At 54.8% G+C, this 15,353-nt stretch carries 8 protein-coding genes; 3 read left to right on the top strand and 5 right to left on the bottom strand.

Translation table 11 applies throughout. The annotated features are described in order from the left end of the window. Window positions 1–2: 2 nt before the first annotated feature. From LOS15_RS03540 to LOS15_RS03520, 5 genes are read right to left on the bottom strand one after another with little or no spacing between them, the layout of a single operon-like run. Window positions 3–2,003: a vWA domain-containing protein gene (locus LOS15_RS03540; protein WP_263068153.1), complete on the bottom strand. Its 2,001-nt coding sequence runs from the start codon at window positions 2,001–2,003 to the stop codon at window positions 3–5. Beyond that, on the bottom strand, window positions 2,000–3,142 hold the full coding sequence (locus LOS15_RS03535; RefSeq protein ID WP_263068152.1) for a hypothetical protein: 1,143 nt from the start codon (window positions 3,140–3,142) through the stop codon (window positions 2,000–2,002). The genes LOS15_RS03540 and LOS15_RS03535 overlap by 4 nt, the downstream gene beginning before the upstream one ends. After that, a complete protein-coding gene (locus LOS15_RS03530; RefSeq protein WP_263068150.1) occupies window positions 3,132–5,873 on the bottom strand; it encodes a putative virulence factor in 2,742 nt (913 codons plus the stop codon). The genes LOS15_RS03535 and LOS15_RS03530 overlap by 11 nt, the downstream gene beginning before the upstream one ends. Continuing rightward, entirely contained in the window at window positions 5,870–8,947 is a 3,078-nt protein-coding gene (locus tag LOS15_RS03525) for a virulence factor SrfB (RefSeq protein WP_263068149.1), read from the bottom strand. The genes LOS15_RS03530 and LOS15_RS03525 overlap by 4 nt, the downstream gene beginning before the upstream one ends. A 30-nt stretch (window positions 8,948–8,977) precedes the next feature. After that, window positions 8,978–10,501 (bottom strand): SrfA family protein, encoded by a 1,524-nt coding sequence (locus LOS15_RS03520; RefSeq protein WP_263068147.1) that lies wholly within the window; start codon window positions 10,499–10,501, stop codon window positions 8,978–8,980. Between the two features lie 524 nt (window positions 10,502–11,025). Between LOS15_RS03520 and LOS15_RS03515 the strand changes: the two genes are divergently transcribed. The 3 genes from LOS15_RS03515 to LOS15_RS03505 are packed head-to-tail and all read left to right on the top strand — an operon-like array spanning window position 11,026 to window position 15,313. Then, complete coding sequence (locus LOS15_RS03515; protein WP_263068146.1) at window positions 11,026–11,691, top strand: ABC transporter ATP-binding protein; 666 nt, start codon at window positions 11,026–11,028, stop codon at window positions 11,689–11,691. Then, complete coding sequence (locus tag LOS15_RS03510; protein WP_263068144.1) at window positions 11,688–14,165, top strand: ABC transporter permease; 2,478 nt, start codon at window positions 11,688–11,690, stop codon at window positions 14,163–14,165. Before LOS15_RS03515 ends, LOS15_RS03510 begins: the two co-directional genes overlap by 4 nt. Continuing rightward, complete coding sequence (locus tag LOS15_RS03505; protein WP_263068142.1) at window positions 14,162–15,313, top strand: lipocalin-like domain-containing protein; 1,152 nt, start codon at window positions 14,162–14,164, stop codon at window positions 15,311–15,313. Before LOS15_RS03510 ends, LOS15_RS03505 begins: the two co-directional genes overlap by 4 nt. Window positions 15,314–15,353 lie beyond the last annotated feature (40 nt).

Below are 15,353 nucleotides of genomic sequence, written 5' to 3'. Positions count from 1 at the left end.
CATCAGGGCATCATTTCAAGAGGAACAGGATAGACGTCGTCTCTTGGGTCACTGCCTTCGGCCAGCGAAACCCATCGGTCGACATCTTCGTTATAGCGTTGATAGTGGCGCAATTTAATGCTCAGATTACGAATGAAGCGCTCCTGAGATAAGCCATCCCAGCTCTTCCAGGTGGCTTCATCTAAGTTGAGCACTTCACTCTGGTAAGGCAGGTCTTCCAGATACTCTCCCATCAAACCTAGCTCGGCCAATTGTGTGGCCTCGTTTTGTTGCAGCTGATTGGGGTCAGTGCCCATGGCCGCTGCCACCGAGCGCAGCCGATCAAACATGTCGGTGGGTGAAATCAGCCCCTGGTTGGCAGCATCCAAAATCTGCGCGACGACATCACTAAGATCGCTCAACTGAGATTTCGTCAGCAGCACTCGCACGTCCGTACTTGGCCGGTTTTGCTGTACTAGATCACGGTCGCTAATCCACGCCTGGAACACCGGTGGGGCGACGCTTCCCGCCTGCTGACCCAGGTAAGCAAGTTGCATGGCGTGGCCAATAAGGCTCGCATCTTCTAGCAGGCGCTGCTGGTCGGGGTCCGTCTCATCAGGGTCAGGCTGCTGTGCGTTCAAAGCACTGCCGATAGCGCCATCACCGAGGTAAGCCGCTCGCACTTGGGACGTGATGGCCTCGGCCAGAGCATCCACCTTAGCGCCGAACGCGTCGACATCCCCTGCTTCTACCGGGTAGTACAACGACGTATTGGTTCCTGCATAGGTCGAGAGATTAGCGTATTGCGCCTCGGCCCTTGCATGGTCGTTAAAGCGCTCGCCACTCGCGGTTTTCAAATGAAGCGTGTAAATCGCCACCCCCGGATTGGCAGCTTCAAGGCGCACTTGATCGGCGCTTAACCCGGTAGACGAGCGTTCGTTATCACCTTCAATGGCGCTGGCATCGGTAATCAACACGATATAGCGGGCGCCATACTGACTCCAATCCACGTCATCGATGGCCTGCATCACTCCGGCGTAGGCATCTTCTTCGAACCCCGGCGTGGAGACCGTAGCTTCATGGAGTTTATCCATGCGTGCCATCAAATCTTGCCTGCCTTGAACATCCATCGGGTTGGCATACATACGGCTGATGTACTCGAGTTCAGGCACGCTTTCCACGCTGTCACGATAAGACACCAAGCCAAACTTAACCTGCTGATCGAGATTTTCCGCTTCGATTCGATCAAGTATCTTGCTCACCGCCTCGCGCGTACGCTCGATATACGGCCCCATGGAAATCGTCGAGTCGATAACGAACACAACGCCTGCATTGAACTCACGCAGCTGGCTAGCCGGCGTGTCGCCTGCTGGATCCACTTCAGTTCCAGCAGGGTCCGGCTCTCCTGCTTTACTCACCGACGCCACGTTCAATAAGCGTGTGCGAAAGCCTGCTTCGGTGAAAACTTCTTCGCCTTCGAGTATCGGCAACAAGTAAAACTGTTCCTGAAGATCAACAAAGTACTCTGGCTCCCGTGCCAAAACGGCAGGCACCTCCTCCTCACGATCCAGAGCAGCATGCAAAGGAACGACCTGACTGGAAGGCTCGAATTCATCGAGAATGTCTTGAAGGTCATTTCGCTCACGGAAGAACAGCAGGCGTTGGCGGTTTGCCGGATTGGTAAACGCCAGCGTAAGCTGCATTTTCCACGCGACGCTACAATCCGCCGGTAGCCAGCCGCTCGTATCACCATAGCTATCCGGCCCAACGTTCAACCATTCGCGCCCATCGATATCGCTACGCTCATAGACATAGAAACGGGTAAACGCTGGCTGCAGTTCGCCACTGTTTCCCGCTGTTGGCGCTAATTCACACCCGGGTGTCGTCAAGACACGCTGATACAGGGTTTGTTTGCCTTCCTGCAGTAGCGGGCGTGGGTCGGCCAGCGCTGCAGTGGCACCCAGCCCCATGCCTGATAAAGTAACTGTCGAACACGCTAAGATCGCGAGCGTTTTACGTATCATCCGCCCAGCTCCTCAAAACGTGCTTGTGCTTCACTATTGTCAGGTTCAATATCGAGAACGATCTGGTACCAATAGCCCGCGGTTTCCGCATCAGCGGCGCTAAAGCAGGTGTTGGCCTGGTGATAGGCGGGGTCGTATTCACGCGCATAGGCCAGCGCGATGCTGGCATCCCCTGCAAGAGCGCGGTTGGCGTATAGCCGCCGCGCTATGCCGCAGTGATCGGCATCACGCGCGGCTTCAATCACCGACAGCAATGCTTCTGGGGTCATATCCGCTTGGGAACAGCCTTGCACAAACGTCAGCTCATCCTGCTCATCAAGGGCTTCAATCGAGCATGCCGTTGCCGGGCCAGCCGATGATTCAGCACTGCTTTCATCGATGTTCTCATCGATACTTGCTTGCTGGTTTTCTTCAGAAGAGAGGTCAGCCTCTTCTTCGCTAACGTCGTTATCTTCTTGTACGACTTCTTCCTCTTCGAAACTATCTTCTTCCTCGATGTTCTCTTGGGTAACCGGCTCAGTTCCTGCGTTATAAGCGTTATTGCTGAACCAGTACCAGGCTCCCAATGCTACGGCGGCAAGAAGCAGTAGCCCGAGCAATAAAAACAGCAACGGCCCACGCTTGCTTGCCTTACTCACGGACGGGGGTTCCGCCACCGGCTTCTCAGGTTCGGGTTCCGGCTCAGCAGGCGCTTTTATTTCAGGCTCTGGTGCTGGATCAGGCGTTTTTTCCACAATAGGGGGTGAATGCAGCGCTGTACTAGCACCCGTAGAAGGTGTAGTGCCTGCGGCGCTAGACGGCATTAAATCGCGTGATAGCCGTATCACCCCTTCACTTTTCGTGCCTTCTGAGTCCTGCAGTGTCAGCAGATATTGGGTAGAGCCGGGAAGCTCCAACAGCGGGTCAATAATCGTGCTGTCGAGCACTACCTGAAGACGCTCGGCATCGGCTTCTTCCAGGCTTGCTACTTCAAACGAGTGCGTTTTAGTGCTCCAGGTTTTGCCTGGGTGCAAAAACTGTTGATCCTGACTCTCCTGAATCGTCAGTTGCAGTGCCGTCGTAGCCCCTTTCCATCCCTTAAGCAGTAAACGGCCTTGCCCCGGCGCACCGGATTCCAGCGGACGCAGTTCAACCCGCATGGGTCACCTCCGGTTGGTGAAACGTTGTCAGTACAGCACCCAGGCGCTCGTTTTGTTCCATGGTAATTTCCCTTCCAGCGGTATGGCCTGCATTTTCCTGCGTCACGATACAAAGTCCTGAAAGCCAATCGGCCAAATAAAGCACGGCTTGATTCACCGGCTGAGGCGCAAGGTGCGGTAGCTCCCCCGGCAAAATGGGAGGATTCGGCAAAAACAGCTTTTCTTTTTTACCCGCTAGGCTGTTAGGTCGCTGGTCAACCGGCACATTCTGATACCCCAGCCAAGCAATAAAGTCGCGCAGCACCAGCTGAGCGGCTAATACTTGACGCTCTACCAACTGATCACGTTTAGCACTACTTTGGGCACGTCTAAGAAGCGCTTGATCCAAATGCTGCTGTAGCTCCATACGATTAGCGGCTGTGATCAGCTCGTCGGTCAGCGACTCAACCACGGCTTTTTCCAACCCCAACAGTTGCAGTAACGCCTGGCGCCCCGGGATTTCTCGAAGATGGGCTACCCACGCCTGGAAAACCTTGCGTGCAAAGCGATGATCTGCACCTTGCAGCACTGGTGCGTTCTGGGTAGCAGAGGCAGCCGGAGCTGTATCGTCAAACGGAGAGCCAGCGGAAAAGGGGTCATCATTCAGGCTAAAACCGCTATTGCAGTAGAGGCTATCGGCCTGCTTGGCTTCTTCGTTATCTGCATCGCCTTCTGAGGCTGGCATACCGTCTTCTTCGCTATCGCTCAGGTACAGATCGCGAACTGTTTGCTGGGGAAGTTCCAGTTGATGCTGAAGCTCACCTAACGTGGCTAGCCGTTGACCCAGGCTTTGCCACAACAGCTTTGCGGCCTCGCGCTTTTTAGCCACTTCGCCACTGCCATCGGAGTGATGAAGAGGAGCCAAACGTTTTTCAACCAAAGAGGTTAGGGTGTCGGTCAGCTGCTTTTCGATACTGGCCAGCTTAAAGTCCAGGGTGGCGATACGGCCTAAGTACTGGCTGATACGCTTGATGCCGCCATCGTTCAGCGCCAGCATCGCCTCCCAAGCCTCTTCAGGGGCGTGGACATGTTTTTGAACGCTGGCATTCTCAGCAAAGGTAGACGCCATACGCACAAGAGGCGTTGTGCAGTCATCGTTAATACCCAGCTCTTCGTTATCACGGCTATCAAGGAAAGGAACAGGCAGCCGCGGCTTGCGCACTAGAAAAGTATTGTTGAAAGGTTCACCCGGCGCCCACTGGCTCATCCAGTCGTACTGACCAAAACGCTCCAACAGGGTCATCTTAATCAACCCTTCCCACCCTTCACGCAACTGGCTTTCCGTCAGGTTCAACGCGCCACTGATACGCTTATCAAACATCGTCAGCGTCCAGATTAGCCCCGGCGCTTTTCCCGCACGGTCTTGGCTGGTGACGCCCTGGGTCTTTTCAATCCAGCGCGTTAGCACCGGGCCAACCGAGGTCACGTCGCTTTGTTTATCCGAGCTCGTGCACACCACCAGAGCGTTCATTTCCTGGCTGTCTGTGTAGCGTTCGAATAGATAAGCTACTTTGCCGCGCAGTACTAGCTGCGAAACAGGATTGCCCCCTTCGCTACTGGCTTGACTGGCCGCTTCCGTGACACTCTTTAAACTAAGGCGACCGCGATAACCCGGAAAATCTAATAAATCAACTTTTTCAACGTGGGGGTCTTGGGTGGGCTCAATGAGCGGAAACGTGAGCTCAGCGGTCAGTGCGGCTAACTGAGCGACCGATACCGCGACCGCATTACCGGGCGTTCCTTGCTCTACCGGCCGCACCTCCAGGCGGTGGTCATCGGCGCTCCCCAAGCGTTCGAGAATATCCACGTTCATAATGCTGTCGCGCTGGCTGTAGCCGTCGCCTTCGGGCGTCACGAGGCACGTCAGCGGCGCATAAACGGTGGGGGCATTGCCAAGGCGGCGCAGGGTGGACGCCAACTGCATATAAAGGCGAGTGAGCTCTTCTTGCTCACCCCACAGCAGGGAAAACAGGTCCGCGCGTTGTTCGCAAGATAGACGCGGTGCCAGTTTAAGAACCCGCGGCCAGTAGCGCGCTTCCAGCTTACTGATCGACTTCTTAAAACTGCCTGTCAGGTAGTCCCAGAGAGACACCACGTCATCACCGCTTAACCCTGGCTGTGTGCTTCCTGTAACGTCGACGCCTTCGAATGGTTTGAGAATACGCTCGATACGCGTTTCATCCAGCTCGTAATGCAGCTGTTCATGGTCAAAATCGTTGAACCATGCATTAGCCAAAATCTTTGCCACTTCAACTTCTCGGAAAAGCCGCAGCTCAACAGGGGTGTCGGCTGGCCCGCTAGTGGCCGTACGGCTGAAACGGGTCACTAGCCCGGTCGCTTCTTTCCCCCCACCAACAGGGTTAACGTGCTCGATGAAATCAAGACGCTTGCCACCGTAATCGGTTTCCAGCTTGCCGTTGTGCCCTGCGGCCAGCGCCGAGATTAAGTAGGACTTCCCTGCCTGGGAAAGCCCGAAAAATCCGATGGTCATGGGAGTGCCTGCAGCACGCCCCAGGCTCGATGCCAAGTTGCGCGCTTTGTGCAATTCCAGAATCAAGTTATCAGCTTCACTATCCAGGCGCGGGGCATTGCCACGCACGCTTTCGATCCACTCGATGGCCTGACCGGCACCCGAATGTACAGATCCCCAGCCTTGGCCCAGTTGGTGTTGTTTAGCCGTCAGATTGCTCATTTGCGCTTCACACTCCCGCTGTCGAGCCAATAATTAGAATCCCCTAGACCCGCATCAATCATGGTATTGAGCTGAAGATTGATATCGGCTTTGCTAAATGACTTATTGGTATTGGAACTGACTCGATTAACCTTCAATTCATCACTTACCAAGCCAATTTTTTCTTTTTTATCAACAACTTTAAGTTCAACCTCGACTACCGGCTGACCGCCGCTTCCATCGTTCACTACGGCTTCTCGGTATTTCCCCTTACCCGACTCAGTCAGCTCTAGGGTATAGATCGGCGACGCCACCCAGCGCTCGGCATCCAGCTGACGATAACCAAGACGCACGATACCCCCGCGCACCTGTACTTTTGTTTCGTCGTCCTCTGGCAACTCGATCGCCGTGCCGTTTTCATTGGCTTTGATATCTCGATACACCACGTCATCGCTTTTCATAACGTTGTTGTTATCAATCGACCCTAGGTGGCGAATGAGTGAATACGGCTTTAGCTCCTGAGTACGGAAGTAAAAGCTGGGTAAATCTAACTGATCACACAACAGGCACAGCATCGCACCGACCGCCGCGGTACTTTTGGGGTCATCAATTTCGCCATTGCAATGGAAGGGATACCAGTTACCGGTGCGGTAGTTCTGCATAGGCAAAATACGCCCTGGGGGCAGCGGCAACATCTTGCGTAAAAACGCTTGGACACCTGGCAACCGTGACGGACGGCCCGTTAGCAGCAACATGTCGCAGCTATATTGATGGATCACCTCACACAGGGCGCCGAGAGTCTTGCCGATGTTAATACCATCGCCCAAGAAGGCTTTGTGAACGAGAGGCAAGTTAAACGTGATCGGTGTATCCATGAGCTCAAACGATGAGGTGTTACTGTTTTTCACGTCACGTCGTACGGCCCCGTGCACATACTCCCTAACCGCCTCACTTGCTGCGTGATCACCCAAGAGCTCTCGGTACGTGGCGGTGATAAGGTGCGGATTCTCCTCGCTTTCTTTTTCTTGAGGATCAAACTTTTCGTAGTAGCTCAGTAACTTCAACCCCAGTGGTGTGAAGACCTGCAAATTGAGCTGCTGACGTAATACTTGGTTCTGAGCACTCAGGCTTTCCCCACCTAACAGCTGCGACATCATGGCATCTGGAGAAGATACCCCTGCCCGCCGGAGCGCCTCCTCAAAGCTTTTCAGTATGAAGGTCTGGATGACATCAAGCAGAATGTCATCCCCGGCAATACGAAAGCCGTCTCGAAAGCGTTGCTCGGGCACGATATGAACATTACTGCTGTTGCCCCCCCCTTGATCTCTCTCAATACGATAATCGGTGATCACTAAATCAGTGGTGCCCCCACCGATATCGATACTGGCGAGGGTTATACGGTCGCGCTGCTGTTTTTCTGGGCGTGATAATGTGTCGAAAAACTCTTCAGGATGGCCTGCAAAATTCTCGTTGATCTCGGTATACAGGTACACCAGCTGACCGCAGGTGGCCTCGTCCCACTCCACTCGAATCTGTGGCAAAGGGGGAGTTGGTGTGGGGGCATCGTCATCGAAGGGGTCATCTTCATCCGGATACCATCCCATGCCTTGCCAAATTAGCCCCACCGCTTCACGCATACGCTCATCCAGAATACTGCGCTCTGCTAACGGCATAGCGGGCGGCACCGTCAAAATAATGGAGCGTAGACGGCGGGGAACATCAATATTGCCCTGACGAGAGCGCTGGGCTGGACTATTGATCTGCATCAGTGCCTGCGCCAGCACTTCCGAAAGCATGAAGGTCATCAAGGAGCTGCGGGAATAATGCGGCTTGAAGACCGGAAGATCATCCTCTTCACCATCACGCATGACCGCATAGATCGCTTTGCCGCGCTCATTGATTAGGTTAGAAAAAGGAGCAGCCGTGGCGAAGGGTTCTTTATCCGCTTTTACATAAGCACTATTAAAGCGCCAGCCATGTGTGTAACGGCTGCCGTCCCATAAATAACGCTTTGGGCTTGAAAGCCCAGTGGAGCCTTCGGTACCGCGACGGCGACTAGCCAGGCGACCTGCTTCCCCGCCTACTCTAGCGATGGTAGGCCAGCGAAACGCATCATGGCGGCCGCTTTTAACCGACAGGTGGTCTTTACCGAAGAAGGTTTGGGAAAACTCAACACGGCTTTCAAAAGGTTCGTTGTAAACATACTCAGGATCGACTAAATCACGTAGTTCCAGCACATAGTTCTGTTTTAAACCAGAGCCCGACTGCTCATGGTGTTCAATTAAAATACCGCACGTCCGCGAGTTCCCTACATCCAAAACGAGGTCAACATCGATAGGCGTTTTCTGACTCGCATCTTTTCCTACCAAGCGAATTTCAGGTACACGTACCTTGGGCTTTCGCTGCGTACGCTCAGCGGGAATCGGTTTCCATAACAGGCTCAGTAGGTTCAAATAGTGCGCCTGAGGATGCAGCGCCTTAATGTCATCCTCCAGCTCGTTCAGATCCATTTCAGGATGGCCTTCCCGATATAGATCGTTGAGCCACTCTTTAACCCACGCCAAGTCCATGAACCAGCCCATTTCATGGGGGGTCAAGGCAAGCTTGAACAACTCTCCCGAACGCACATCTTCTTCGTTGGGCGCTAAGTACGCCGTGCCCTCGCGTTTGGGCATACTCCGCGTATCAAACGCGAGCGTCAGACGGTGGGTATGGCCATCAACATCGGGCGTGTCTAGCGCAACCAAACGCAGACGCGCCCAGTTGCTGGGGCCCTCATCAAAACGGTGCGGCGGCATATGTCGAAAAAACGGTATCGGCACCCATTGGCGATCCAATAGCGCCAAGCTCGACTCCATATCCATATCGAGATACGGCTTATTCACCCGCTCAACTTTGTTAGGTTCCGGCTCATAAAACGTGGTGCCATCTTCCTCATTAGTGAGCAGACGTACCAAAAGGTCATCCGCCAATTTGGCAAACTCACCGCCAGTTTCCTTGCGAGGCTCAAGCGTCAGGGCAAAATCTAGAAACTGAACGCCGGTATCGTTGACCAACGGGACAACGTCTTGGAACTGAGTAACTTCAGGCAACATGTCGCAACTCTTCTTTCAACTATTCCGCAGTTATTCGTTGTCTTTCCACATTTGCATGGGAAAGGTCTCGTTGGCGTAGCTGACAGCGCAGTCGGCCATGTCAGTGGCACCCTGCTCGCAAAGCACTTGGGGCATATCGTAAAGGCTGCCATCTTCACAGCTTGCCTGCCCCTGACTTTGGATCGAGAGCGCCCCCCCCTGCATTGCCGCATCGATCGGGCCTGTGCAGGTAACCCCGCCTTGACGCAGCTGCACCTGTCCCCGCCCCTCTTCAAATTCATACGAGACACGTAATGGGCGTCCTGTCTCGCTATCCATGACGCCCGCTGCACGCCAATTACCGTTTAAAAAGTTAGCGGGGCCATCTGCTGCTTGGGAAGGAATAGTCAGCGGCTCAAACGATTCCGGAGGAGCTGACGCTGCCGTATCCGGCAAAATTTCTTGCCCCAACTCGGGTGGTGCCATCGGCGCTTCAGGCTGATTGGCAGGTTGCTCATTTACCGGCCCTTCGCCTTCAGGCAGCGCTGGCACTTCAGGCATACCGGCTTCCGGCATACCTACGCCAGTAGCACCCAGGTCTGGCGCGCCTACGTCCGGCACCCCCACTGCGGGTAATCCTGTCCCACCTCCATCAAGCGCCATGCCACTGCCTGCAGCGCCACTATTATTCACACCACTACTCGCCCCCCCCCACCACCGCGGGCTGGAAAGATCAGGCATAGAAAACGCTGGAAAACGCAAATCAGGTATCGTAGGCATGCGTAAATTACTCACGCCCACGCCAGGTGCTTGAAAGTCAGGTGTTTGCATATTGCCAGTCCCAACGCCAGGCAAGTTGGCGTTGGGCGTGCAACTGCGCAGTCCAAAGAAACCCAGAAGAAGCAGCAACGGCAACAGGAGAGCTAACGGCCACCAGCGTCGCCACCAGGGTCGTCGTTCTTCCAATACGGGGGCTGGTTCAACAGCAGTTTCAACCGTTGGCGTTACCGCGAGCGGTATCGCAGGCTTCGGCATAGCAGTGGGTGCTGGAGTAGGATCTTGCGGATAAAGAAAATGTAAGGGGTCGGTAGAGCGCTTGGCATCCGGATGTTCAAACCCCCAAAAGGTAAGTACCGGTGTGCCATTGACTAGATAAACGTAGTCTTGGTCAGGAATTCGAATGACTTGTTTGAGTAATTTAGCAAGCACACCGCGATCATTATGGGCCCCATCTGCTTTGGCCATCGAAGTGTCGCTGAAGCTTTTGAGAAAGGTTTCAAATTGACGTAACTCTTGCCGGGCGGGGGCTCGCTCCTCCTCACTGGCGGCACTCCACGGAATGACATCGCCTTCAATGGCGCTATACCAATCCAGCAACTCCCCCTGTTGATCGCTCTGGGGAATAGCGAGATACCGCTCCATATTTGGAAAGTCAGGCTCTTGCGACTTCCGTTTAAGTGATTCTCTTCGGATAGACTCACGAAGCTGATGAGCCGAGCGAAAAACAGGCTGACCAGTCTCTCCCAGCGCTGAGAACTGCTCACTTTTACCGCTGCGTAGTAGTACGCCCTGCATACTTGAACCCTTGAGTTTTATATTTACCCAGCACCACTAGATACCAGTGTTAGAAGATGGAGGCGTCATTATTAGAATAAAAAAACAACGTGCAGGCGCATTTTGAAAAATATTATTTTTTAACTCACCGCATACAAGTTGCATTCTCTTTTTTTAAACTTTCTACCATTAATTTGATGTGAGTCAGTTTTTCAATACGTCGTAAAGCTAGCTTAGCCACAAGTGCAAGCACCTATGTCTGTTCGTTACTGTCAGGTAATCTAATACAAGATAACTAATTTTGTTTAGTAAATAAACTGTCTTTTGCCCTAAGCCATGACTTAGGCGTTCCCAGCAAGCTTTTAGCTACTTAATACTCGACTAAAGAGGGGTCTCCGCTAACGTTTACACCACACTTGAACACTCACTGTGCCCACCAATATCTATACAAAAACAAAACAATACACAATGAATGTACAATTTTAGTCTTTTAACTAGAACCGCTTTGCTATAGTAATAGCTACAAGTCACCCAGGAGGGGCACCATGCTAGCCCTGCAGCACATCAGCAAAACGTTCAGCACGCCGCAGGGCGATATTCATGTCCTCAACCAAGTCAACCTCACGCTTCAGCCAGGAAGCAGCGTGGCGCTAATGGGCGAATCGGGTAGCGGTAAATCAACGCTGCTCCATCTAGCTGCCGGGCTAGATACGCCGGATCAAGGCAGTGTCATCATCAACGGGCAAACACTTTCTGGCCTAAATGAGTCCGCACGTTCCGCGCTACGTCGTCAGCAGCTTGGGCTTATCTTTCAACAGTTTCATCTGGTGCCCAGCCTAAACGTTGCCGATAACCTGCGGTTGCAAGCGCGGCTCGCAGGGCGCGAAAACCCCGACTGGAGCCAGCATCTGCTAGAACGACTAGGGTTTGCCGGGCGAGAAGCGAACTACCCAGAGCAGCTTTCCGGTGGCCAGCAGCAGCGCCTTGCCATTGGTCGCGCGTTGGCTGTTCGCCCGGCACTGCTATTAGCCGACGAGCCTACGGGTAACCTGGACGAGCAAACGGCCGATACTGTACTTAACCTGCTGTTAGCATTGGTTAAAGAGACGCAGTGTGCCCTGCTGATGGTGACGCATAGCGCACGCGTCGCCGCGCCTCTCAGCCGCACTTACCGGCTTCATCTCGGCCACCTGCAGGAAATACGCGCATGATAGGGCGCGTACTGATTACGCTACTGAGCCACTACAAGCGCCACCCGGCACAGCTTGTCATGCTGCTGATAGGGCTTTGGGTGGCCAGCGCGTTATGGAGCAGCGTCCAGGCAATTAACACCACAGCAAAAGAGAGCTATGCCCGAGCCAATGCGCTCTTCAGCGCTGAAACCGACCAGCTTGACCGACGTGACGGAAACCCGCTAACCATTGACGACTATTTGACACTGCGTCGCGCAGGCATCCCCGTTTCGCCGCTGCTTGAAGCCAACTTCACCTATAACGATACCCGCTTTACCGTGCTGGGCATTGACCCTTTCACACTGCACTCCTCGGAGGCAGGCGGTGGCTCCTTAAACGATTTCATCACCCCACCTTGGCAAACACAGCTAGCGCCAGACACCTTGCCCTCCTTAGGGCTGCGCCGTGAGGAGGCGACGGGCGCAACACCAACTGTTGCCGGGCACACCCTACCGCCCCTTATGCTGCGTAACGACCTGCCGCCTGACACGCTCATCATGGATATTGCGGCGGCGTCTAGCCTGTTCGGAGAGCAGGCATCGCTGAGCTTGGCGTCCGCTCCAGGAGCGCTTGATCAGCCGCCCGACGGCTACCGGATAACCCGTGCAGCCAATCTCGCGTCACCCGAACAGCTTACCGATAGCTTTCATTTAAACTTGACCGCTTTAGCGCTACTCTCGCTAGTGGTTGGGTTATTTATTGTTCAAGCTGCCTTAGGGTTGGCCATGGAGCAGCGCTTGGCCTCGCTGCGTACGCTGCGCGCCCTTGGCGTCCCTGCAACGACCCTAATGCTCGCCATCCTCATGGAGCTGCTCGTCTTTGGCGTGCTCGGCGCCTCTCTTGGCCTTATCAGCGGGCTCTGGCTTGCCGGGAAGCTCCTGCCAGACGTAGCGAGCACTATTTCCTCGCTCTACCGGGCAGACGTTCAGCAGTCGTTATCACTCCCATGGCATTACTGGATCGGAAGCGTCGCGATTACACTAGGTGGCTTGCTGCTCGCCGCCAGCGGAACGCTATGGCGCGCTGCGCGATTAAATGTATTAGCGCTCGGACACTCCTACGCATGGCGCAGCGGCTATCAGCGCCAGCTCGCACACATGCTAAAAGCTGGCGGTGTAGCAGCACTACTCACCCTGTTGTTAGCATTTTGGCTGAGCAGACTGCCCGCTGGCAGCGGCTTAGTGGTGAGCTTCAGCCTCGTGGCATCGCTACTGTTTACCTGCGCCCTGTGTTTACCGCCACTGATGTACGGCGCGCTTCACATCTTGCAAAAAATATTACGCCGCTTCGCCCTGGTGCAGTGGGCAATCGCCGATATGCAGCTCCAACTACCCCGCTTATCGCTTGCTATGGTGGCACTGTTAATTGCGCTGGCAACTAACCTGGGGGTGAGCAGTATGGTTGGTGGCTTCAGGCTGACGTTTTTAGAGTGGCTAGACCAGCGCTTAAGTGCACCGTTCTATATCAATGCCGTGCCCTCGACGTTAGCACCGCTCAACGAGTGGCTACTTACGCAAGAGAGCGTGCTTGAAATATTACCCACCGCAAGAGGCAGTACGGAGCTGCTGGGCACGTCCTCCGCAGAGGAAAAGCAAAACATTCAAGGCACGGTGACGCTGTTTGGCGTCACCCCCTCGCCATTATTGACCGATAACTGGCCCCTACTAGACATCGAAAGCGATACCACTTCCGCTTGGCAAGCATTCAGTGCCGACAGCGTCTTTATCAACGAACAGATGGCAGTAGCGCGTGCCCTCGTACCGGGAGACAGCGTGACACTCGATACCCAACAAGGCGCTGACAGTTTTAAGGTAGCCGCGATTTATCCTGACTACGGCAACCCCCAACAGCAGGTACTGCTCACGTTAGAGGCACTAACGCAGCGCTTTGATGGGGAGTTAGCCTCAATCGGTGTTGCCCTAAACGAGGGCGCCGATGAGCGCCAGTTTCGCCAGGCCCTGATGGATGAATTTAACCTCTCCGGTGAGGCGCTGGTGAACCAGCAAGAGGTTAAGCGGATCGCCACCCAGATCTTTGAGCGCACCTTTAGCATTACCCGTGCCCTTAATGGGCTAACGCTTGGCGTTGCCGCCCTGGCGCTGCTCGCGACGCTGCTGGCCCAAGCGCATCAACGCCAGCGCCAGCTAGCAGCCCTTTGGGCACTGGGTGTGCCGCGCGCTACGCTGGTAACTCTGCCTTTACTTCAGCTGGGTGGGCTAGCGCTCTTAACGGGCCTTATTGCCTTACCGCTTGGCATCGCGATTACCTGGCTGTTAGTGGCAGTGATCAACGTCGCCGCCTTCGGGTGGCGGCTTCCACTGCAGCTATTTCCGCTGGATATCGTCACAATGCTCCTCACCGCCCTGGGCGTTGCCCTGCTGGCAGCCGTGTTGCCCTGTCTTCAACTCTGGCGCACCTCGCCTCGCGCCCTGCTCAATGAGGGCGATACATGAAACAGCATTGTTTAAGCATACTTTTATTCAGCGCCATAACGCTTATATCCCTTTCCGGCTGTAACGACGCCGACATTGAAAGCGCGCCACCTGCCCAAGAGGGCTTTGCTGGCCTTGGCGCACAGGCCGACGGATTTGCCCACGCCAACGCTGCTACGCCGCTGGTGTTTCCCAACGATCACGGCCCGCACCCTGACTATCGTATTGAGTGGTGGTACTTAACCGCCAACCTTGAAGATGAGACGGGCGAACCGCTAGGGCTGCAGTGGACACTGTTTCGCCAAGCACTTATGCCACCCCAGGAACGCCCCGCCCCAGCCCCCTGGGCCAGCGATCAGGTATGGATGGCACATATGGGCATTTCCCAACAGGCCACGCAACTCGCTGCAGAACGCTTCGCACGCAGCCATAGCGGCCAATCCCAAGGGCAAGCCGGTGTCATCGCCGCCCCTTTTCAGGCCTGGATAGATAACTGGACATTCCAAAGCCCCTCAGATGAAAACTTTGAGCGCTTTACCCTCACCGCCTACAGCGGTGAAGGCGACGCACGTTTTGGCTATGACCTTGCCCTGCAGGCAGAAGGCCCGCTGGTGTGGCACGGCGAAAACGGGTTTAACGCCAAAACTGTGGAAGGCCAAGGCTCTCACTACTACAGCCAGCCCTTTCTAACCATTACAGGCAGCGTAACGTTGAACGGAGAAACCCGTGAGGTTCAGGGCAACGGCTGGCTGGACCGCGAGTGGAGCAGCCAACTGCTGACCCCCGAACAGACCGGCTGGGACTGGTTTTCGCTACATTTAAACGATGGACGCAAGCTCATGGCCTACCGGCTAAGAGGTGGCGGTGAAAAAGGTGGCGACTACCTGTTCGCTCACTTATTTGATGCTAAGGGAAATACCCAGCAAATAGGTACCGACATTCTGACCCTCACGCCCCTTTCCACCGCACGCGTGGCTGAGCGAGAGATTCCCACCCGTTGGCAACTGACACTCACCTCCGCTGACATTGATATGACCATTGAGGCGCGCCACCCTAACCGCTGGATGCCTACTAGCGTGCCGTACTGGGAAGGCGACGTGATAGTACGCAACACGCCGACCCAAGAAGAGATCGGCGTTGGCTATCTCGAAATGACGGGCTACGAGTAGCGGGTGTCATTTGCGCCGGTGGAGCAGCATGTCGGCAGCA

The organism is Halomonas sp. 7T, from assembly GCF_025643255.1.
Lineage (GTDB): Bacteria > Pseudomonadota > Gammaproteobacteria > Pseudomonadales > Halomonadaceae > Vreelandella.
This window is presented reverse-complemented; position numbering and strand designations above follow the sequence as displayed.